The sequence below is a fragment of the Pantoea phytobeneficialis genome (assembly GCF_009728735.1).
Classification (GTDB): domain Bacteria; phylum Pseudomonadota; class Gammaproteobacteria; order Enterobacterales; family Enterobacteriaceae; genus Pantoea; species Pantoea phytobeneficialis.
In genome coordinates this window covers 1,352,355-1,373,311 of sequence record NZ_CP024636.1, presented here as the reverse complement: position 1 = coordinate 1,373,311, position 20,957 = coordinate 1,352,355, and the positions used below count along the sequence as shown (strand labels likewise).

Below are 20,957 nucleotides of genomic sequence, written 5' to 3'. Positions count from 1 at the left end.
GTAGCGGCGCGATTCATCGCGCAACGTTAATGTTGTTTGACTGCCAGTAACGCCGCAATCTGACTGACATCGCTAATGTCATCCAACGCCATGCACACCGTTTCCAACTGCACCACCTGCGCTTCTGGCAGGACGCGCGCCGCGAGGCTACGGTATTTCGCCAGCAGTGCCTCCAGGCTCAGCGGATTGGCGGGTGCTCCGGACGGCACCGCCACATGTTGCTGCCACTGCTCACCTTGCACCGTCTCCAGCCGCACCCAGGGTTCAGCGTCGCGGTTCTGTTCAGGATCGATCACCAGCTCCACCCGCGCCATCAAGGCTTCGGCATCAGGATGCTGGCGTTTTGCCTCATCATAGCTGGCCAGGTCTGCCGCGCCATACAACGCGCGCGCCGTCAGCGCATAAGGCAAACTCATCTGCGCCGCCGCCAGGCTGGCGACATCACGGGTGCCACACATCTCCAGCAGGAAGGGGTTTAGCCCCACCACAATGCGCGCGATATCTGCGGTCGCCAGCGCTTGTTGCTGCAACAGCATACCCAGCGCATCAATTGCCGAATGGGTGCCACGACAGGCGGCATAGGGTTTGATCGAACAGCGCGCCAGCTTCCACACCACGCCGAGATCGGCCACCAGCGCCTCGGGCTGCTGAGTGTCCAGCGCCAGGGTTTGCAGGAAACCACCCCAGCGCGGCTCGAAGACCGCCGCAGGACCGCTGATACCACGTTGCGCCAGCAGTGCTGCCTGTACCCCACCTTCTGCCGCACGCGCTGCGTGCAGTTTTTTGGTATGCGAACCGTCGTGAATAAAGCCCCACAATCCCCCACTGAAACTGGCCGCAATACCCAGCGCCGAAGCGCTTTGTGCCGGGGTGAGTTGCAACAGCGAACACACCGCTGCCGCCGCGCCAAACACGCCACAGCTGGCGGTGGAGTGCCAGCCCGCACCGTTATGCGCCGAATAACCGCCGCAAGCCTCCAGCACCCGACGCCCAATGTCATAACCGATCACCATTGCGGTCAGCAGCGCCTGGCCACTCACTGGCTGCGGGGCCAGCGACAGTACTGCCAGCAACGCCGGGATCACCACCGCACCGGAATGGTCACAGCCCCCGGTATCGTCCAGCTCATACATATGCGCCGCCACGCCATTCAGCCACGCTGCCTGACGGGCATTGACCTGTTGCGCGCTGCCCCACACCTGCGCCTGAGCATAACCGCCCTCGGCCTCGACCAACGTCTGGCACTCACGCCAGATCGGGCTATCGCTACCCGCCAGCGAAGCGCCAAGGGTATCAAGGAAGTGACGTTTAGCCTGCTCCACCAGCGCCACAGGCAACTGGTCAAAACGGGTTTCAGCAATAAAACTCGCCAGCTGATTAAGCATTGTTCTCTCCGATGATGCGGGTGAAAACTTCAGCCGGATGATCCGCGCCGTTGTCGGGTTGGCTCTGCCAATGCGCTGCCACCTGCTGCGCCGTAGCGATCCATACGTTGTGTTGTTGCAGCGTATCGAGCAGCGATCGCAGCAGACCAATGCGTCCGGCCGTGCCGATAATCTCCGGGTGCAAACGCAGCAGATAACACAGGCCAAAACGATGGAAACCGCGGAAATCCTGGGTCAGGTTGTCGAGGGTTTCGCCATAGGGGGCAATACGCGACTGTCCCGGTGGAATCGCCGGACTGAGGTTAAAGGCAAAATAGGGTTCATCTTCCAGCGTGTAGTGCATCGGCAGTTCCACCAACCGGGTGCCGGGGTGGAAATAGGGCAGATCGTCTCCGCGCCAGCTGGAGGACCAGCGAATTCCCTGCTCAATCAACGCCTGGGCCAGCCCCGGTTTCCACTGCCCTGCCGGGGTACGAAACCCCTGAATCGGTTGGCCGGTTAGCTGCGCCAGTTTGTCGCAACCCCGCGTGATGCTGGCAATTTGTTGTTCCAGGGTCAGCGTGGAGAAATCCTCATGACGGTCGCCGCTACAGGCGATTTCATGGCCATCGACGATGATACGTTGCACCAGCTCCGGCTGCTCCTCCGCCACAATCGCTGGCAGACACCAACTGGCTTTGAGCTGTTTTTCCGCCAGCAAACTCAACAGACGATCGACGCCGCGCAGCGTGCCATAGCGCCATACCGACAGGGTTTTGTCGCGCCCTGCCACCGCCGGTGCCTGGGTGAGAATGCCATGAATATCGTTAAAATCGATGGTGATAATCGCCGCCGACTGGAAGCCCAGCGGCCAGCGGGAAGATTCAGTCATGCTGCTGCTCCTGCAAGTACCAGTGCGCCACCGCATCGCAACGCGCAAACCACACATCATCGCGCGCTGTCATATGTTCAAACAGCTGTTCCAGCAGCAGCAACCGCCCTGGCTGACCGGAGATTTTCGGATGGAACAGGGTGGTCAGGCATAAGCCCTCATCCATCGCGCCATCAAATTCGCGCTGCCAGTTGTCGCGGGTGTGGGCATAGCTGGCAATACGATCGCCGCCTTTCGGGAAGTCCGGCTGGCGCGTATAGGCCAGCGAGGCGTAATCATCCATCTCCCATTTGCCGGGGATTTCCACCAGCGGCGTATGTCCGGCTACCGGGATGCTGTAGGGACGATCGTCGCCGCGCATACTGCTGGAGTAGATCACCCCAGCGTCACGCAGGATCTGCGGCGTTTCTGCATGCCAGTCACCTGACGGCGTGCGAAAGCCACAAGCGGTAATGCCGAGATATTGTTTAAAGATCGCCGCCGATTTTGCCATCACCGCCCGTTGTTCTTCCGGCGAAATCGCCCAGAAAGATTCGTGGCGATAGCCGTGATAAGCCACTTCGTGGCCCTGCTCAATAATCGCCTGGCACTGCTGCGGCCACTGCTCCACCACCCACGCGGGAACAAAGAAGGTGGCGGGCAGTTGAAACGCCCGCAGCAGATCGAGCAAACGCCCGAGCGCGCGGTACGGCCCGTAAGCGCCAAAAGTGAAATACTCCGGCGTCGACCACAGGCTGCCATTCAACATGGCATCGCCGGTGGGACCATCAAGGTCAAACGCCAGCGCCATACAGCCGCGCTTGCCCTGTGGCCAGCGCACTGCGCCCGGTTGTTGCATCAGCCGCCTCCTGTTAGCCCTGGTTTACCGTGGCTTTTGCCACACCGTTGTCGCCCAGACCCCATTTGCTGAGGATCTTCTGGTAAGTGCCGGCGGCAATCATCGCATCCAGCGCGCCCTGCACAGCGGTGGTCAGATCCGATGCATCTTTACCGATCGCCATGCCGGTGTACTGGAAGGAGAAGGCTTTATCGAGCGGCTTAAAGGTGCCCTTTTCCAGGTTCATGATGTACGGCAGGGTTTCGCTGCCCTGTACCGCACCATCCAGACGACGTTGACGCAACTGAGTGCGGGCATCCGCCGTCCCTTCCGCCCCGACCACAATGATGGCGGGCTTACCGGCGGCTTCGCAGTGGGCTTTGCTCCAGTTAGCAATTTCCTGCGGGAAGGTGGTGCGACGGCTGGTGCCTACGCGCTTGCCGCACAAATCCATCGCGCTGTTGATGTCGCTGCGCGCGGATAAGGTGTAGAACTGCGGGCCGGTTTTGAAGTAGTCGATAAAGTTAACCACCTTCTGCCGTTCTTTGGTGTCGGTCATACCGGACATCACCATATCAACGCGTTTGGTCACCACGGCGTTGACCATCTGTTCGAACGCGATCTCCTGCCAGTTGATCTTCACGCCCAGCTTCTGACCAATCGCCATGCCGAGATCGTAATCGACGCCGGTCAACTGGTTGCTGGCCGGATCTTTAAAATCCATCGGCGGATAGTTCGGCATGATCGCCACGGTCAAACCTTTCTCTTTGATCGACGCTGGCACAGCGATATCGGCCCAGGCCGACGATTGCAGCAACAGCGCGGCACTTACGGCGCTCAGTAACAGTTTTTTCATTCAAATCACCCCGGTCAGTTAAAGAAGAATCGCGTTGATAAAGTTTTTCATCCGTGGGTTTTGCGGGTTCAACAGAATGTCTTCCGGTGCGCCCTGCTCGATAATGCGTCCCTCGTCCATAAACACCACCTGGTTCGCCACTTCACGGGCAAAGCCCATTTCATGGGTAACGACCAGCATGGTGGTGCCTTCTTTTGCCAGTTGACGCATCACCGCCAGCACTTCGCCGACCATTTCCGGATCGAGTGCCGAGGTGGGTTCATCAAACAGCATTAATTTCGGTTTCATCGCCAGCGCACGGGCAATCGCCACACGCTGCTGTTGGCCACCGGACAGCGACTGTGGATAGTCGTGGGCTTTGTGCGCCAGTCCGACGCGATCCAGCAGCGCCATCGCCTCTTCGCTGGCTTCACGTTTCGGACGCAGCAGCACGCGGCACGGTCCTTCGATGATGTTTTCCAGCGCGGTTTTATGCGGGAACAGATTGAAGCGCTGAAAGACCATGCCGGTTTGCAGGCGCTGGCGGGCGATCTGCTTATCACTCAACGGGTAAAGTTTGTTGCCGTTGATACGGTAGCCCGCCAGTTCGTTATCGACCCAGATCCCCCCCTGGTCGATTTTCTCCAGTTGGTTGATACAGCGCAGAAAGGTGCTTTTACCGGAGCCGGATGGCCCGAGAATGCACATCACCTCGCCGTAATTCACCTCAAGGCTGACATCCTTCAAGGCGTGGAACTGGTCGAAATATTTGTTCACCTTGACGGCGCGCACGATGTTTCTCATCTCTCTCACTCCTTAGTGACGACGGCGATGGCCGCGTGAGAAGTAGCGTTCCAGCTGGCTCTGACCAAACGACAGCACCGTCACCACAATCAGGTACCAGATACCGGCCACAAACAGCAGTTCCATCACGCGCGCGTTGGCGAAGTAGATGTTCTGGGTGTTGTAGAGCAGTTCCGAGTACTGGATCATGCTCGCCAGACTGGTGGTCTTGATCATGCTGATAAATTCGTTGCCTACCGGCGGCAGGATGACGCGCATCGCCTGCGGCAAAATAATGCGCTGCAACGCCTGCAAACGCGGCATACCGATGGCTTTCGCCGCCTCATACTGACCGGTATCCACCGACAGCAGACCGGCACGTACCACTTCGGAGGTGTACGCCCCCTGGTTGATGCTCAGGCCGAGCAGTGCCGCGAGGAACGGTGTCATGACGGTGACGGTTTGTACGCTGAACACACCGGGAATGCTGATGGTGGGAAACACCAACGCCAGGTTGAACCACAACAGCAGTTGCAGAATCAGCGGCGTGCCACGGAAGATCCAGGCGTAACCAACCGCGATGTAGTGCAGCACCGGGTTGGGCGACATGTACATGATGGCGGTGATTACCCCGAACAACACGCCGAAGCCCATCGCCAGCACGGACATAATCAGGGTGTTGACCACCCCGTCGAGAATCGCTTTGGCGGTAAAGAACTGGCCGACAAACGACCATTCGATATTGCCGTGCGCAAAGGCGTTAACCAGCAATGCCAGCAGGATCAGGATGACCGCCGAGGCGGTGATACGGCCATAATAACGGCGCGGCACCACCTGATAACGATCGAGATCGTAATGCGGTTGGCTACTGACGTTGTTGGTTGCGGTGGTGGTCGATTGCGACATCAGCGTCTCCTCAGGCGCGCGGGCCAGCGTAGTCGTCAGCCCACTGTTGCTGGGCCTGCATCAGGGTTTGCAGACGCGCCAGTTGCTCGCGTACCCGCACCGGTGCCGTGCCGCCGTAACCGTTACGGACTGCCAGCGCGGATTCGAGCGTCAGTGCGCCACGGACTTCGGCGGTCAGACGGCTATCGACCCCCTGTAACTGCGCATCGCTCAGATCGGACAGGCCACAACCTTGCTGCTCGCACAGCTGTACCAGTTGACCGGTGATTTCGTGTGCTTCACGGAACGGCACGCCGCGCATCGCCAGCCAGTCGGCCACTTCCGTCGCCAGGGTGAAACCATCCGGGGCCTGCTCGCGCATCACCTCGGTGTTGAATTTCAGCGTCGCCATCATGCCGGCCATCGCAGGCAGCACCAGCAACAGGGTATCGACGGCGTCAATCACGTTGCGTTTGTCGTCGCTCAGGTCGCGGTTGTAAGACAGCGGCATCGCTTTCATGGTGGTGAGCAGCGCCGTCAGGTTGCCGACCAGGCGGCCCGAACGGCCACGCGTCAACTCGGCGATATCCGGGTTCTTCTTCTGCGGCATGATCGAGCTACCGGTGGCGTAGCTGTCGTGCAGCTCAACCCAGCGGAACTGACGCGAGGCCCACATGCACACCTCTTCACACAGGCGCGACAGGTTGATGCCAATCATGCTGGTGACAAACAGGAATTCGGCGGCGTAGTCACGGCTGGCAACCGCATCAATTGAGTTCTCGCACGGCGCGAGATAGGCCAGGTCGGCGGCGGCTAATTCTGGCTGACGCGCAATGGCGGAACCGGCCATTGCCGCCGCGCCGAGCGGGCAGCGCGCACTACGGCGATCCCAGTCCTGCATACGCTCGATATCGCGGGCGAAGGATTGCGCATGCGCCAGCAACTGATGACCAAACACAATCGGCTGCGCCTGTTGCAGATGGGTAAAGCCCGGCGCCACGCTTTCGGTGTGCTGTGCCGCCTGCTCGACCAACGCCTGTTGCAGCCCGAGCAGCGCGGTGACCACCTTACGGCCGTTATCGCGCAGGTAGAGGCGCAGGTCGTTGACGGTTTGATCGTTACGTGAACGACCGGCGCGTAGCTTGCCGCCCAGCGTCCCTAAGCGTTCGGTCAGTGCGCGCTCAACAAAGGTATGCACATCTTCATCCGCCGCGATGGGATGCAACTGACCGGCGCGGAACTCAGCATCCAACTCATCAATTGCCGCCAGCATGGTGCTCAGTTCCGCGTCGCTCAGCAGTTCACCACGCGCCAGTTCACGGGCGTGGGCACGGCAGCCAGCAAAATCGTAAGGAGCCAGGGCAAAGTAGTAATCCGGGCTACGCGACAGAGCGGTTAAACTGGCCGCCGGTGCGGCTTTAAAACGCGCACCCCATAACAGTTCTGCTTTCTCAGACATGCAATTTCCCCTTACCAATAATCAATAGCGAGATAAATTAGGCACCAGCGATAATAAAAACTTATTTTATTGCTACGCTGGTAAACGCGGCACATTTCAGGTTCACTACACTTTCACCGCAATAATTCCGGAGTTGAATAGCAAAGATGGAAAGTAAAGTTTCCCAGTCTGGAAACAATGCAATCAATCGCAGCGACAATGCGGTGCTGGCATTAAGTAATATCGATTTAAAATTGCTGCGCGTATTTAAATGCGTGGTAGAAGCCGGTGGATTAACTGCCGCCAGCCACGAGCTGAATATTGGTCTGGCAGCAATCAGTAAACAGGTTTCCGATCTGGAAATTCGCCTCGGCATGACGCTGTGCAGTCGTGGGCGCGAAGGCTTTGAACTGACGCAGTACGGTATCAACGTCTATCAGGCGACGCTGGAGTTGTTCGTCTCGCTTAATCTGTTCCGCGAGCGGCTGCACAACAGCCGCAACGAGCTGCTGGGCGACATCGCGATTTGCGTGGTAGATAACACCATCTCCGACCCGCACTCCCCGGTCACCAGCGCGGTGCAACAGCTGCACCAAAATGCACCAAAGGTACAAATCCGTCTGCAAACGGCACAATTAGATGATATTGAACGCGGTATTAGCGAAGGGCGTTTTCATTGCGGCATTGCGCCGGTTTATGAAATGAAAAGTGATTTCGATTACTTCCCGTTATATAAAGAATATTCGAAATTATATTGCTCTGCTGGTCATCCACTTTATTCCGACAGCGCCGACCATAAAATATCGCTGGCATTATTACGCGAACAAAAAGTCATAAATCATTTATATGTTACGCCGCGCGATGCACGACGACTTATTCCATTACAGGACAGCGGCGTACAGGCTGTTCAGGTTGAATCCGTCGCCATGCTGATTCTGACCGGGCATTTTATTGGCTATTTACCCGAACACTACGCGGCGGCGTTTATTGCACGCGGCCAGTTGTGTGAATTGGGGGATGAATCGATTCGTATGGAGAATCCGTTCTGCCTGATGATGAAGAAGGGCCGCAAAATAAATCCGATTATTAAGCTGTTTATGCAGGCGCTGGCGATCCCGGAAGCGGAAGCGGCGCACTGATTTGGTGCACGCCCGCGCGATAAATCGCGCCGCTACCGATGTTCGCACCTGACGTAGCGGCGCGATTTATCGCGCGGGTTTTGGCTGACATTGAACAGCGTGATATGTACAAAAATCAATCCAATACTTTCCCCAGACACTGCGCCGCCGTATTACCCACATAATGTCCAAAGGGTGCAATTGGCTGATACGCCTGGCGGGCATAAAACCTTAACGCGCATTGATTCACCTTGCGCGTCTCCAGCCACATCGCCTGATAGCCTTGCGCCCGCGCCTGCTGCTCCAGATACTGCAAAATCGCTGCGCCAATGCCCTGCCCGGCGTTTAACGCATACATGCGTTTCAGCTCCGCCACCCCCGGTTGCAGCGGGCGAAACGCGCCACAGCCCACCGGCCTGCGTTGCTCATCACGCGCGATCACGAAACAGCTGCCCGGCTGCTGCATTGCGTCGGGATCAAAGCTGGCACGCCCGCTGCTACCGGTCAACTGTGCCAGGGTAGCTGACAGACGATCCAGCAACCATTCAGCGTCCGGCTGCTGAATCGACTCCGGCGTCACCACGATCATGCAGGCAGCCGCAAGGTTTTAAACATCACCGTTGTGGCGTCCAGCACCCCGGCGGTGGATTCGGCATAGTGGGGAATGGAGCCGGCAATTTTCCAGTCGAGCGACAGGTAGAGATCGGTCGCCACATCGCCGCTGCGCGTGTCCAGCACCAGCAAGGTTTTGCCGTTCTCTGCCGCCAACTGTTCCGCCTGCTGCATCAACCGACGTCCAATCCCCATGCGACGCGCGCGCGGGTGCACCAGCAGCTTACTGATCTCTGCGCGGTGGCGACCGTTCGGCATGGCGCTGTACCCCACCATGACCGTCGCCACGATCTTTCCGTGCAGGCGTGCCACCAGCAGTTGATTGTCGCCGCTGGCAAGGCTGAAGATTTTGTCCTGCCAGAAACGTTCCATCACCGCACGATCGTTGGCATCGATAAACCCGACGCTGGCCCCCTCCGCCACACATCCCTGCAACACATCACATAACGCCCCCACCAGAGGCTGCGCCTGGCTGGCGCTAAGCTGTTCGATCTCAATCATGGTTTGCACACCACCAGAATGTAACGTGCACCACCCTGCGGGTGCGCGGTAAAGGAGGATTTGCCGGTCAGATGGAAACGCAGGCAGTCACCCGCCTGCAAAGTCCAGCTTTGCGCATCCATGCTGATGGTCAGCTCGCCGGACTGTAACCAGATATGCTGCTCCAGCCCCTGAATCGGCGGCGCGTCATAATCAATACGCGAACCGGGTTGTAACACCCCTTCCACCATTTCTGCTCTAAAATGAGTGGCAGGCGGCGAAACGTTGCGGCGCTGAAAGCCGCTCAGTTCATCGACCCACACCGGCTGCTGTTCGGGTTTAAGTAACAACAGCGCGTCGTCTTCGACCTCACTCAGCAGGCGCGACATGGTGAGGCCATAGGCGACACAAAGTCGATTGAGTAATGCTGCCGTTGGACTGGTCTCGGCGCGCTCAATGCGCGACAATGTGGCCCGACTGATGCCGGTGGCCATCGCCAGTTCGTCCAGTGACCAGCCGCGTTGCAGGCGCAATTCAGCTAAACGAGCGGCCAGCCGATCTTCGGTATCCGGTTCAGACATCATCACCTCTCAATTATGGGAAATAATCTCATAATTGAGATAAAACCTGAAAACACCATCTCCGTCAAGTTGTACAAGGAAAAATATGTTGTACAACTTATTCGCCGCGGTTAAGGTGTGGCGATGCAGGTCAGTATATTGAGGAAGATATGGCCTTATACAGTATCGGCGACGTTGCCGAACGCTGTGGAATCAATCCGGTAACACTTCGCGCATGGCAGCGACGTTACGGTCTGTTAAAGCCCCAGCGCACCGAAGGTGGTCACCGTCAGTTTGACGACGAAGATGTTCAGCGCATTGAAGAGATCAAGCGCTGGATAGAAAGTGGCGTGCCCGTTGGCAAGGTCAAGGCCCTGCTGGAAGGGGAAAGCGTCAATGTGCACGACGGCTGGAATACGTTGCAGGAAGAACTGATGAGCGTACTGCGCCATGTCAGACCTTCAAAGTTGCGTGCCAAGATCGCCACGGTCGGACGTGAGCATCCGGTGGATGCGCTGATTGATCATGTGATTGTGCCGGTTCGCCAGCGTCTCGGATTAGATCAAAACACCGCACGCGCCATGTGCAGCCTGCTTGATGGCGCGTTAATAGATTACGTGGCGTTTTGCCTGACCGGATCGCGTAAAAAAGCCGGCAAAGATGCACTGATGATTGGCTGGGGCGTTGACGATCGCACCCGCATCTGGCTGGAAGCCTGGCGTCTCTCGCAACAGGGATGGCGTATGGATGTGCTGGCGGAACCGCTGGAACTGCCGCGCCCGGAGTTATTCCCCGGTCAGAATCTGTTTGTCTGGACCGGCAAAAAGCTCACCCGTCGTCAGCATGAACAACTGGAGCACTGGCAGGCCCAGGGCTTTAACGTTCACCTCCACGACCCCAACGCGTAAAAACGCACACATCGGCCTTTGCCTCGGCTGATGTGCGCGTTATCATGCCGCCCTCAATGACATTTCTCAGGTTTTGACATGAACTGGCAAAAAATCTTCATCTCTACCCTGTTTGCCGTGATGGCACTGGGCGGCATGGGCGGCCTGATGCTGGTAGGCTACAGCCTTATTCTGCACGCCAACTAAGCCAGCGCTGCACGCGTTCAAGCAGACGATCGCACACCAACGCCAGCAGCGCCACCAGCAGTGCCCCCTGAATGACATAGGCGGTGTTAAAGCCGCTCAGGCCAATAATCACCGGCGATCCCAGACTCTCCGCGCCGACGGTTGAGGCGATTGCTGCGGTGCCGATATTGATCATCACCGAGGTGCGCACCCCGGCCATAATGACCGGTGCCGCCAGCGCCAGTTCGATCTGCCATAAACGCCGCCACGGCCCCATGCCCAGACCGGTGGCAATCTCGCGATTGCTGGCCGGTACGCTATCAAGACCAGCCAACGTACCCTGCAAAATCGGCAGCAAACCATACAGAAACAACGCCATCACCGCCGGGGTCGCGCCAAACCCCATCACCGGCACCGCAATCGCCAGCACCGCCACCGGCGGAAAGGTCTGCCCGGCGGCAGCGAGGGTTTCCAGCAGCGGCCGAAACGCCCTCCCCTTACGCCGGGTGGCAAACACCGCACAACTCACTCCAACGACAATCGCCAGTACGCTGGCGCTGACCACCAGCCACAGATGCGCCAGCGCCAGCCGCCAAAAACTATCCTGTTGATATAAAGGCCGCTCCAGTTGTGGAAACCAGTGGGCAAACAGCGGCGCGCTGTGCGGCAGTCCCCACAGCAGCAGCAGAAACAACGCCAGCAGCCAGTACAGCGGATCTTTCAGCCAGCTCATCAACTCGCCTCGCGCTGACGCAACAAATCGCTGAAGTGCAGCACACCGAGCGGTTGCTGGTGTTGATCCACCACCGGCAGCTTGTCAGTGCGCCGGGCGATAAACTGCGACAATGCCTCACGCAGGGTTAACCCGGCGGCGATCGGTTCGGCCTCCAGCCACTCACCGCGGCGGACCGCGCTCCCTGCCCGTCCCAGAGCCAGCAAGCGTACGCCGAGTTCGCTGTGACCAAAAAATTCACGCGCAAAATCGCTGGCGGGTTGCGTCAGCAATTCAATCGGTTTGCCCTGCTGAACAATTTCGCCGCCATCCATTAACACCAACTGGTCGGCCAGGGTCAGCGCCTCATCGATATCATGGGTCACCAACACGATGGTGCGCCCGGACAGGCGGTGAATGCGCAGCATCTCCTGTTGCAGCGCCTGACGGTTGACCGGATCGAGCGCGCCAAAGGGTTCGTCCATCAGCAGCAACTCAGGGTCCGCCGCCAGCGCCCGCGCCACGCCCACACGCTGCTGTTGACCGCCGGAAAGCTGATGCGGATAACGTGTCGCCAACTCGCTGTCCAGATTGAGCAGCGTCAATAGCTCCGCCACGCGCTCACGAATACGCGCCTGTGACCAGCCCAGTAGCGATGGCACGGTGGCAATATTTTTCGCGACGTTCCAGTGCGGAAATAGCCCGATGGACTGAATCGCATAACCAATGCGACGACGCAAGGCACGGGCATCCATCCGTTCAATGGCTTCTCCGGCAAAGCGGATCTCCCCGCTGTCATGCTCCACCAGCCGATTAATCATTTTCAGGGTGGTGGATTTACCGGAACCCGAAGTACCAATCAGCACCGTGAAACTGCCTTTCTCAATATGCAGCGACAAATTGCGCACCGCTGCTTTGCCGTTGAAAACTTTATTTACCTGATGAAATTCAATCATATTGTCTCTCCAGCAGCGCAGCCAGTAGGCGCAGCAGCGCATCGGCGATCACCGCCAGCGCCACCACCGGGATCACCCCGAGCAGCACCAGATCCAGTGCACTACTTAATAATCCCTGAAACAAAATGGCCCCGAATCCACCGGCACCAATCAACGCCGCCACCACCGCCAGCCCCAGCGTCTGAACCACCACCACGCGCAAACCGGAGAGCCATACCGGGAGCGCCAGCGGCAGTTCGGCAAAACAGAACTGCTGCCAACGGCTCATCCCCATGCCACGCGCGGTTTCCCGTACCTCCGCAGGCACCTGCTGCAAACCGGCCACCACACTACGCACCAGCGGCAGCAACGCGTACAACACCAGCGCTATCAGCGCCGGAGCCATACCGATGCCCGCAATCCCCCAACTCGCCAGCAACGGAAACGTTGCTGCCAGCCCGGCCAGGGGGGCAATTAACAGGCCAAACAACGCTACCGAGGGGACGGTCTGGATCAGGTTTAATACGCTGAAAGCGGTTTGCTGCCAGCGCGTACGCCGGGCAATTACAATGCCGAGCGGCAGACCGATCAGTATGGCTGGCAACAAGGTCCCGCCGAGCAGTGTCAGATGCTGGATTAACGCGGCATCAAATACCGTGCTGCGATTGGCATACTCTTTCAACAGGGAAAGCGGGTTAAGATGGCCGCTCAGTAACAGGGCGAGCGGGAGCAACCACATTTGCAGGTTGAGTAAGATGCGCCACGTTGTCTGGCGATGGCGCTGACGAATCGCCTCTGCCGCCAGCAGCAACGTCAGCGCCGCAGCACTCCAGAAACCGCTGCCAAACGCGGTACGCGCCAGCCGGCTGCCGCTTTGCGCCAGCAGTGTCGCCTGATGCCCACTCAACCAGACCAGCAGCACAAACAGGCATTCGCAGCCGAGCAACAGCAGCAACGCGCTGCGCCGGGTTGGCAAGAAGACCAACAGCCACAACGCCAGCAACGGCAGCAGCAGATATCCGCCCAAGGGTATCTGCCACAGCATCAGCGGCTGACCTGAAACCAGCCGGTTCGCCGCATAGGTCAGCATTGGCAGCGCGGCTAGCGCCACGCTGATCAACACCACCAGTACCAGCAAAACCGGCTGCGGTCGCCTGAATAATCGTGCCACCCGTTACAGCAACTTATTCTGCTGTAACCACTGCTGCGCCACCTGGCTGGCATCCTGGCCATCCACCGCAATCTGCGCATTGAGTTGTTGCAGCGTCTTCTCATCAAGTTTGCTGAACACCGGCTGCAACCACTTGCCAATGTCAGGATACTGCTTCAGCACCACGTCGCGGATCACCGGGGTCGGTGCGTAAATCGGTTGTACGCCTTTGGGATCGGTTAAGGTTTGTAGCCCAAGCGCCGCCACCGGGCCGTCGGTGCCGTAAGCCATCGCCGCATTCACCCCGGAAGTCTGCTGGGCGGCGGCTTTGATGGTGACCGCCGTATCACCGCCCGCCAGCGACAGCAACTGTGATTGATCGAGTTTGAAATCGTAGGCTTTTTCAAACGCCGGTAACGCATCGCTGCGTTCGATAAATTCTGCCGAGGCCGCCAGTTTGAAGGTGCCACCTTTTTTCAGGTACTGGCTGAGATCCGCCAGCGAGGTGAGATTGTTTTTCTCGGCGATATCGCTGCGTACCGCGATGGTCCAGGTATTGTTAGCTGGCGCTGGGGTGAGCCACACCAGATGGTTTTTCTCCGCGTCCAGGGTTTTCACTTTCTCATAACCCTGCTGTGCATTCTTCCACGCCGGGTCTTTCTCATCATTGAAGAAAAACGCCCCGTTGCCGGTGTATTCAGGATAGATATCCAGCGCGCCGGCGGTGATGGCACCGCGCACCACCTGCGTGGTACCGAGCTGAATTTTATTCACCGTCGGCACTCCATGTTTATTCAGCACTTGCAGGATGATATTGCCGAGCAGCGAACCTTCGGTATCAATCTTCGACCCCACCCGCACCGGGTCGGCGGCCTGTGCTGCGGTGGCGCTCATTGCTAATGCGATCAGTCCCAGTAAACCCTGCTTAATCATGGCGTTCGCCCTCAGTATTGTTATCGTGTGGTGAGTTACAAGCGTAGCCTGGCGAACCGGGATGGGCGCGGTCAAGCAGCGGTTAGGGTTTCACTTCGGTCAATTTCTGCTAGCCATTTCAAATCAGTTATAACCATTTCATTGCTCATATAACCAAATGGAATTTTTCAGCCGCCAACTGAGGATTATTCTCATAGGCCCAAATTTACAAAAATACAGACAACAACATCATGTCCGACTTAACTTCTCCCGCCCATGTGGCGCTGGCAGGGAATCAACCTCAGGGTGAGACACAATGGATCCGCAGTGCGTCCGATGTATCAAACCTGATTAATAACAGCGAGCAGTCGCGCAGTAACGCACGCATCGTCATCGCTATCGCACTGGGCGGGGTGTTTCTCGATGCCTATGACCTGGGTGCGCTGGCGTTTGGTATCAAAGATGTGGCCCGCGAGTTCCAGCTGACACCGACCGGCACCGGTATGGTGGCAGCGGCGATCACCTTTGGCGCTATCGTTGGCGCGCTGATTGGCGGCTATCTGACGGATAAAATTGGCCGCTACCGGGTGTTTATGGCCGATATGTTCTTCTTTGTGGTGGCAGCGCTGGCCTGTGCCTTTGCCCCCAACGAATATGTGCTTGGCGGTGCGCGCTTTGTGATGGGGTTGGGCGTCGGGATCGATCTACCGGTGGCGATGGCCTTCCTTGCCGAGTTTTCTAAACTGCGCGGTCAGGGTAATAAAGCCGCCAGCGTGGCGATGTGGTGCCCCACCTGGTACGCGGCCATCAGTATCTCCTACCTGCTGGTGCTGCTGCTGTATGCGGTGTTGCCGGAAAGCCATACCGACTGGTTGTGGCGCTTGATTCTCGGCTTTGGTGCGGTCCCGGCGATCGTGATTATCGCCATCCGCAGCCGTTATATGAGCGAGTCTCCGGTGTGGGCCGCTAACCAGGGCAACCTGCACGGCGCGGCAGAGATTTTGCGCCGTTCGTACAATATCAATGCCCGGGTGGCAGACGATGCCGATCTGAGCCAACAACCCCGCGTACGTAAAGCCAGCTGGCGTAACTATGGCGCGCTGTTGCAGGGTGTTTATCGCCGCCGCACCATTCTGGCGACCGTCACCTCCATCGCCTCTTCCTTTGCGTATAACGCCGTGGCTTTTGGTCTGCCGGTGATTATCTCCAGCTTCTTTGCGCAGTCGATGCTGACCACCATTCTGGTGTCGCTGGCGCTGAACCTGCTGTTTGCTTTTGTTGGCGGTTTGCTGGCGGTACGGCTGGTGCCTCGTCTCGGTGCGTGGAAAATGTCGGTGACCGGCTACACCTGTCAGTGCGTGGCGCTGCTGGGGCTGGCGCTAATTGGTCGTCCTGAAGGGGGCGAACAGGCGGCGGTGGCGATTGCCATGCTGGCGTTGTTCCTGTTCGGCCAGGGCTTCGGTCCCGGTTCACATACCATGACCTTTGCGTCGCTGAGCTATCCGACCTCGCTGCGCGGCGTGGGCGTTGGTTTTAACCAGACGCTGATGCGTGGCAGTTCTACCGTGTCGCTGTTTGTGTTCCCGCTGCTGGTCGCCGCGTTCGGCACCGGAGTGTTCTGGGTGATTTTCCTCGCACCGCTGGCTGGTCTGCTGGCGCTGCTGGCGATTCGCTGGGAGCCATCGGGTTACGATGTCGATGCCGAGGATTTTAACGCCCGGTAATCATTTGTGGCGGCGCGTTTTATCGCGCCGCCACATTCAGGAGAAGTTCTCCAGCACCGACAGGAAGGAGTAACGATCGCCCTGCCCTTCAGTCAGTCTGACCCGTCCCTCAATGTCGGCCAGATGGTGATCCATCAATTGCTGCGCACGCGAAAGGTCCTTTTCTTTCAGCGCCGCGACGATCATGCGGTGATGGTCTGCCCCACAATCATCTTTATGATTCTCTTCATATAACGCCATCACCAGCGACAGTCGGGCTACGATTTTAGATAACATTTCTGTCAGCACGGCATTACCCGCCATCTCCGCCAGAACGATGTGAAACTTACCTGACAGCACCGTTTTTGATTTCTCGTCGCCATGCTGATGAATATGCTCTTCTTCATCCGCCAGTTTTTCCAGCGCGTTAAGTTCTGCGATGGTTGCCCGCTCGACGATCAACGCCAGCAAGATCGCCTCTAATTTACGCCGCGCTTCAAAAAGACTTTTCGCTTCATCTATGCTGGGTTCAGCCACGAAGGTGCCGCGGTTGCGCTTTCTTTCCAGCAAATGATCACTTTCCAGCACGCCAAGTGCGCCCCGCACCACTGTTCTGCTCACGCCAAAATGTTCAGCGATGGCTTCTTCCAGGATCTTGCTACCTGGCTTTAGCGCCCCTTCCCCGATGGCCGTGGCCAGCGTGATACGAATTCGCTCTGAGACATCATCATGGCTGTCAGCGCTACTGGCAGCCTTACTGGTTGCTGGCGTCACTCGACTGCGTGTCTTTTTCATTATCCTCTCCCTACTTCATCCAACACGTCGACTGCAACTATCATAACAGCCCGTAAAACGGCTTATCTATCTTTGTGATAATATTCTTGCGTAACTTATCGTGTTAACACGATACCCTTTTCGGCACAGATGTTGCGAATATGGCTGGCAGATTGTTCAATAAATCCTAACGCCTGTGCAAAACCATAATGCTGGTGCTCATAACTGGGGTAGCCATAATTGGCACTTTCATAGCTCGCCCAATCGGGAATTTCCCCTGCTGTGACCCGCTTCTCATAAGCGTTTAACATGGCAAAATAGGCTTCCAGCTCCTCCCCGGTCAGATCAGGGTGGCCAACGCGCCACAGAGGGTCATCAATCTGGATACACTGACGCGGATTGGCCGCACGACGTTTATCGTCAGATGACTGGGCAATCTCCAGCGACAGATGCAGTTGCGGGTTTACCTCAGCCAGCAGCGGCAGGATGGCGGCAAAATCGACAATCCCCATGCCACAGGGACGGGGCTGAAAATCCAGACCGCCAGGCGCGCGCCCAATATAGGCATCTTTAATATGGGTCTGCCGCACCCAGGGGGCCAGACGACGGGCAGCAAAGACGGGATGCTCTCCGCGTTGCAACATATTCGCGGTATCCAGTACAACGCCAACGCACTCCTCACCCACAGATTCAATCAGTCGCAAAATTTCAAATGAGGTGATTTCATCGTGGGTTTCAATATTCATATGCACACCATTGGCGCGTGCGACAGGTGCCAGCTTGCGCAACACCTTTTCCATAGCCAGCAATTGTTCATCCCAGGTCACGTCGGTGCGGAAGCGATCCACCGCCAGACGCCCTGGATAGGCTGGTTTGAAGTTACCCGGAGAAACCCACAACTCGCAGCAACCTATCTCCGCCCCCGCCTCTATCATTCGCGTCAAACCGGCGATGATATCGCCGTTGCCAATGTCACGCAGCTCAGGAGATTCAGCGCTACAGTAAGGGTTGATTTTACCAAGTCCCCCTTCCAGATACAGACCCAGTTCATCTGCTTTCGCACGGATATCACGTAACCGCCCTTTGTCCAGATCGGGACTCATATCCAGTAATGTGCTGAAAAAAATCCCGCTCAAACCCAGTGCTTTTGCATGTTCAAGACTCGCTAAGGGACCACGTTTTTTTGCTTCAGGCAGTTTTAAACCGTCGATACCTAATTTCATGTCGTACTCCTTTTTGGGATGGTGTGTCGATACAGCACCTGCAAGCAGCATGCCATCGGCCTGGAAAATAATTTTAATTCATTGATAAACAACAAAATAAATTTAATAATTTTTTGTATAAAGTTAATTATTAAGTTAGTGAGAAACAATATTCAATAAAATTAATATTGTAGATAGAGGATTTTCAGTCAACCAATCCCGATCGCAGCCTGAAAACCCCCATTTTTCCCTCCCCCGTTGCCCCATTACCGGTGGTTCTGCACCATTCTGATGATAAGGACGCACCAATTTAGTGAAAAATAATTCCGAATTTACTTAATGAAATTCAGTATCACTAATTTTCGCACAAACTTTCGCACATATTTTAAAAGATAATTATCATTACAATTCCATTAGTTATGATAAATAAACCCAACGACCTGTGATCCTGGCATACCGCTTGCAACTCCTTTTCCATGTGAATTTTTCGTTTCATCTCGCGACTCAGAACCAGGGAAGCACTATGGCAGATATGCAGAACTCGTCCGAACGTAAGCGCTTGAACGTTCAGGGCCTTACTCACAGCTACGGTGGCAACAACGCAATCAGCGATGTCTCTTTCACGATTGAACCCGGTGAAATAGTGGCACTGCTGGGGCCAAGCGGCTGTGGTAAATCCACCGTGTTAAGGGCAATTGCCGGACTTATTCAGCCTAAAGCTGGAAAAATTGAACTGGGCAATCAGGATCTGGCCCTGGTCTCGGCCAGGGCGCGGGGTATCGGCATGGTTTTCCAGAACTACGCTCTGTTTCCCCATCTCACTGTCGCCGAAAACATCGCCTATCCGCTCGCTTGTCAGCAAGTTTCGCGTGCTGAACGTAAACAGCGTGTTGAAGAGATGCTGGCAATGGTGCGCCTCAGCGAATATGGCAATCGTCTGCCGCGTGAGCTTTCCGGTGGTCAGCAGCAACGCGTTGCAGTTGCCCGGGCCATAGCAGGTCGCCCTTCTCTGCTGTTGCTGGATGAGCCTTTTGGAGCACTGGATCGCGCGCTGCGTTTTGATTTACAGGTGGAATTGTTACACCTGCAAAAAACGCTGGGGATCACCACGCTAATCGTGACGCACGATCAGGAGGAGGCGCAGAGCCTCGCCAATCGTTTGGTGTTGATGAACAAAGGCCATGTTGAGCAGATCGACACACCGATGGCAGTTTATGATCAGCCCAAATCACTGTTCGTAAACACCTTTATTGGCCAAACCAACCAGTTAGCTGGCACCGTACTGCGCTTTGATAACGACACCACGTTGATCGGCCTATCTGGTGACAAAACGCTGCGTCTGCCTCGCCGTCTGAATTTTACCACCGGCTCGAAAGTCACCATCACATTCCGTCCTGAAGAAGTACGTTTGTCAGCGCAGCCTGGAGAACAGTGTCAGCCAGCAAGGCTGACGGTTTCCGTCCCACTGGGGCCCGTGCTGGTGCACGACCTGATGCTTGATTGTGGTACTACGCTGCGGGCTTCTGAGGTCAGAGTCCCCGGAACCCGCATCCCCCTTCCCGGATCGCAGCTTTTTGCTGAGATCGATACGACACGCTGTCATGCCTTTCCGGCTGAACCGCAAACCCTGAGTGATTAAATAGAGGTGAACATCATGAAAAACTTTGAGATTAGTCGTCGTCGGTTCGGTCAATTGTTGGCAGGAGCAGCCGCAACCTCCTTGCTACCGGTGTCACTACGTGCGCTGGCGGCAGAGAAAGAAACCGCAATTGCTGCCACCTTTCCGGGGAACTGGGAAGATGCCTATCGCAACATACTGACCCCGATCATGAAAAAAGAGGGGTATGGCCTGACCATTGCCCCTGCGTTGGCACAAGACCAGTTGGCAAAAGTGATGGCCAGCCCCGGTAATCCCCCTTATGACGCGCTGTTAATGTCGCCAGGGCAAATGACCATTGCCATTCAGAATGACATTATCCAGAAAATCGATCCCTCCAGATTGAAAAACTGGCATCTCCTCGATCCGAGTTTTCAGGGTGAATATGGCCCAACGGTTACGGTAGAAGTCAACGGCATCGCCTATAACCCGGACCTTGTGCCACGTCCGAAGGGTTATAAAGATCTGTTCGAAAACCCCGCCTACAAAGGCCTGGTCTCCTGGACTGGTTTTGCCTCCAACACCGCGGTCATGGCTTACACCGAAATCGCCAAAATCTATGGCTCCGGGCCAGATGACATGGCGGCCGTGTTTAAGTTGTTCAAGGATCATCCTGAGCAGTTAAAGAGCATTGTTGATAGCACCAATCATCAAATGACCTTGTTCCAGCAGGGGGAGATCGCGGTATTCATGTGCAGTACCAGCAACGTGGCACGCCTGAAGAGTCTGGGGATGAACTGCGAGTTCGTCCATCCGGAAACGGGATCTCCAGCGGCACCGGTCAATATTCATCTGACGAAGGGCACCAAAAATGCCGATGCCGTCTACGCCTATATGGATGCGGCCATCTCCCAGGCTGCACAGGATCAATTCAAATTGCCACCGGCTGAAATGTTCCCGACCAACAGCGATGTTGCGCTGACACCGGCAATCTCCGCCTATGTCACGCGCGATCAGCTTAAGACTCTGGTCTACCCCGACTGGAACAGCATCAACAAAAATCGTGATGCCTGGATTCGCGAATTTGACACCATTGTTGCCGGATAAGGTGATGT

General features: G+C 56.7%; 22 protein-coding genes. 6 read left to right on the top strand and 16 right to left on the bottom strand.

The annotated features are described in order from the left end of the window. Positions 1-26 precede the first annotated feature (26 nt). From CTZ24_RS06300 to argH, 7 genes are read right to left on the bottom strand one after another with little or no spacing between them, the layout of a single operon-like run. A complete protein-coding gene (locus CTZ24_RS06300) occupies positions 27-1,385 on the bottom strand; it encodes an MmgE/PrpD family protein (RefSeq protein WP_208725078.1) in 1,359 nt (452 codons plus the stop codon). Next, the gene (locus tag CTZ24_RS06295; RefSeq protein WP_208725077.1) at positions 1,378-2,256 is read right to left on the bottom strand and encodes a polysaccharide deacetylase family protein; all 879 of its coding nucleotides are present in this window, start codon (positions 2,254-2,256) and stop codon (positions 1,378-1,380) included. The genes CTZ24_RS06300 and CTZ24_RS06295 overlap by 8 nt, the downstream gene beginning before the upstream one ends. Further along, the gene (locus CTZ24_RS06290) at positions 2,249-3,094 is read right to left on the bottom strand and encodes a polysaccharide deacetylase family protein (protein WP_208725076.1); all 846 of its coding nucleotides are present in this window, start codon (positions 3,092-3,094) and stop codon (positions 2,249-2,251) included. The genes CTZ24_RS06295 and CTZ24_RS06290 overlap by 8 nt, the downstream gene beginning before the upstream one ends. Before the next feature lie 13 nt (positions 3,095-3,107). After that, positions 3,108-3,929, bottom strand: a complete 822-nt coding sequence (locus CTZ24_RS06285; protein WP_208725075.1) for an ABC transporter substrate-binding protein — start codon at positions 3,927-3,929, stop codon at positions 3,108-3,110. 18 nt (positions 3,930-3,947) lie between these two features. Then, the gene (locus tag CTZ24_RS06280; RefSeq protein ID WP_021182507.1) at positions 3,948-4,712 is read right to left on the bottom strand and encodes an amino acid ABC transporter ATP-binding protein; all 765 of its coding nucleotides are present in this window, start codon (positions 4,710-4,712) and stop codon (positions 3,948-3,950) included. A gap of 12 nt (positions 4,713-4,724) precedes the next feature. Next, complete coding sequence (locus CTZ24_RS06275) at positions 4,725-5,597, bottom strand: amino acid ABC transporter permease (protein WP_021182506.1); 873 nt, start codon at positions 5,595-5,597, stop codon at positions 4,725-4,727. A 10-nt stretch (positions 5,598-5,607) separates the two neighbouring features. Next, positions 5,608-7,035, bottom strand: a complete 1,428-nt coding sequence (gene argH / locus CTZ24_RS06270) for an argininosuccinate lyase (protein WP_208725074.1) — start codon at positions 7,033-7,035, stop codon at positions 5,608-5,610. Positions 7,036-7,181: 146 nt separating this feature from the next. Between argH and CTZ24_RS06265 the strand changes: the two genes are divergently transcribed. Further along, positions 7,182-8,153, top strand: coding sequence for a LysR family transcriptional regulator (locus CTZ24_RS06265; protein ID WP_208725073.1), 972 nt, complete (start codon positions 7,182-7,184; stop codon positions 8,151-8,153). A gap of 115 nt (positions 8,154-8,268) precedes the next feature. Here CTZ24_RS06265 and CTZ24_RS06260 read toward each other — a convergent pair whose 3' ends face one another. The 3 genes from CTZ24_RS06260 to CTZ24_RS06250 are packed head-to-tail and all read right to left on the bottom strand — an operon-like array spanning position 8,269 to position 9,805. Continuing rightward, positions 8,269-8,721 (bottom strand): GNAT family N-acetyltransferase, encoded by a 453-nt coding sequence (locus CTZ24_RS06260; protein WP_208725072.1) that lies wholly within the window; start codon positions 8,719-8,721, stop codon positions 8,269-8,271. Then, positions 8,718-9,245, bottom strand: coding sequence for a GNAT family N-acetyltransferase (locus CTZ24_RS06255; protein WP_208725071.1), 528 nt, complete (start codon positions 9,243-9,245; stop codon positions 8,718-8,720). Before CTZ24_RS06255 ends, CTZ24_RS06260 begins: the two co-directional genes overlap by 4 nt. Further along, entirely contained in the window at positions 9,242-9,805 is a 564-nt protein-coding gene (locus tag CTZ24_RS06250) for a helix-turn-helix domain-containing protein (RefSeq protein ID WP_021182501.1), read from the bottom strand. The genes CTZ24_RS06255 and CTZ24_RS06250 overlap by 4 nt, the downstream gene beginning before the upstream one ends. Positions 9,806-9,954: 149 nt before the next feature. Between CTZ24_RS06250 and CTZ24_RS06245 the strand changes: the two genes are divergently transcribed. Together CTZ24_RS06245 and CTZ24_RS26970 are read left to right on the top strand one after the other, a co-directional pair. Further along, positions 9,955-10,692, top strand: a complete 738-nt coding sequence (locus tag CTZ24_RS06245; RefSeq protein ID WP_021182500.1) for a MerR family transcriptional regulator — start codon at positions 9,955-9,957, stop codon at positions 10,690-10,692. A 78-nt stretch (positions 10,693-10,770) separates the two neighbouring features. Continuing rightward, positions 10,771-10,878 carry a YohO family small membrane protein gene (locus CTZ24_RS26970; RefSeq protein ID WP_013508398.1) on the top strand — a complete coding sequence of 36 codons (108 nt, stop codon included), beginning with the start codon at positions 10,771-10,773 and terminating at the stop codon, positions 10,876-10,878. Here the strand turns inward: CTZ24_RS26970 and CTZ24_RS06240 are convergent. The 4 genes from CTZ24_RS06240 to osmF are packed head-to-tail and all read right to left on the bottom strand — an operon-like array spanning position 10,859 to position 14,587. Beyond that, positions 10,859-11,590, bottom strand: coding sequence for an ABC transporter permease (locus tag CTZ24_RS06240; RefSeq protein ID WP_208725070.1), 732 nt, complete (start codon positions 11,588-11,590; stop codon positions 10,859-10,861). The genes CTZ24_RS26970 and CTZ24_RS06240 overlap by 20 nt on opposite strands. Further along, positions 11,590-12,525 carry an ABC transporter ATP-binding protein gene (locus CTZ24_RS06235; RefSeq protein ID WP_208725069.1) on the bottom strand — a complete coding sequence of 312 codons (936 nt, stop codon included), beginning with the start codon at positions 12,523-12,525 and terminating at the stop codon, positions 11,590-11,592. Before CTZ24_RS06235 ends, CTZ24_RS06240 begins: the two co-directional genes overlap by 1 nt. Further along, a complete protein-coding gene (locus CTZ24_RS06230) occupies positions 12,518-13,675 on the bottom strand; it encodes an ABC transporter permease (protein WP_208725068.1) in 1,158 nt (385 codons plus the stop codon). The genes CTZ24_RS06235 and CTZ24_RS06230 overlap by 8 nt, the downstream gene beginning before the upstream one ends. 3 nt (positions 13,676-13,678) lie before the next feature. Next, positions 13,679-14,587, bottom strand: a complete 909-nt coding sequence (osmF, locus tag CTZ24_RS06225) for a glycine betaine ABC transporter substrate-binding protein OsmF (protein ID WP_208725067.1) — start codon at positions 14,585-14,587, stop codon at positions 13,679-13,681. A 230-nt stretch (positions 14,588-14,817) separates the two neighbouring features. Here osmF and CTZ24_RS06220 point away from each other — a divergent pair, with 230 nt between their 5' ends. Continuing rightward, positions 14,818-16,290 carry an MFS transporter gene (locus CTZ24_RS06220; RefSeq protein WP_021182495.1) on the top strand — a complete coding sequence of 491 codons (1,473 nt, stop codon included), beginning with the start codon at positions 14,818-14,820 and terminating at the stop codon, positions 16,288-16,290. Between the two features lie 36 nt (positions 16,291-16,326). Here CTZ24_RS06220 and CTZ24_RS06215 read toward each other — a convergent pair whose 3' ends face one another. Beyond that, on the bottom strand, positions 16,327-17,064 hold the full coding sequence (locus tag CTZ24_RS06215; RefSeq protein WP_021182494.1) for a GntR family transcriptional regulator: 738 nt from the start codon (positions 17,062-17,064) through the stop codon (positions 16,327-16,329). Positions 17,065-17,159: 95 nt separating this feature from the next. Further along, the gene (locus CTZ24_RS06210) at positions 17,160-18,266 is read right to left on the bottom strand and encodes a sugar phosphate isomerase/epimerase family protein (RefSeq protein WP_208725066.1); all 1,107 of its coding nucleotides are present in this window, start codon (positions 18,264-18,266) and stop codon (positions 17,160-17,162) included. A gap of 502 nt (positions 18,267-18,768) precedes the next feature. On the opposite strand from CTZ24_RS06210, the gene CTZ24_RS06205 reads away from it, so the two are divergent. Then, a complete protein-coding gene (locus CTZ24_RS06205; RefSeq protein ID WP_021182492.1) occupies positions 18,769-19,884 on the top strand; it encodes an ABC transporter ATP-binding protein in 1,116 nt (371 codons plus the stop codon). A gap of 15 nt (positions 19,885-19,899) precedes the next feature. Beyond that, a complete protein-coding gene (locus CTZ24_RS06200; RefSeq protein ID WP_021182491.1) occupies positions 19,900-20,949 on the top strand; it encodes an ABC transporter substrate-binding protein in 1,050 nt (349 codons plus the stop codon). Positions 20,950-20,957 lie beyond the last annotated feature (8 nt).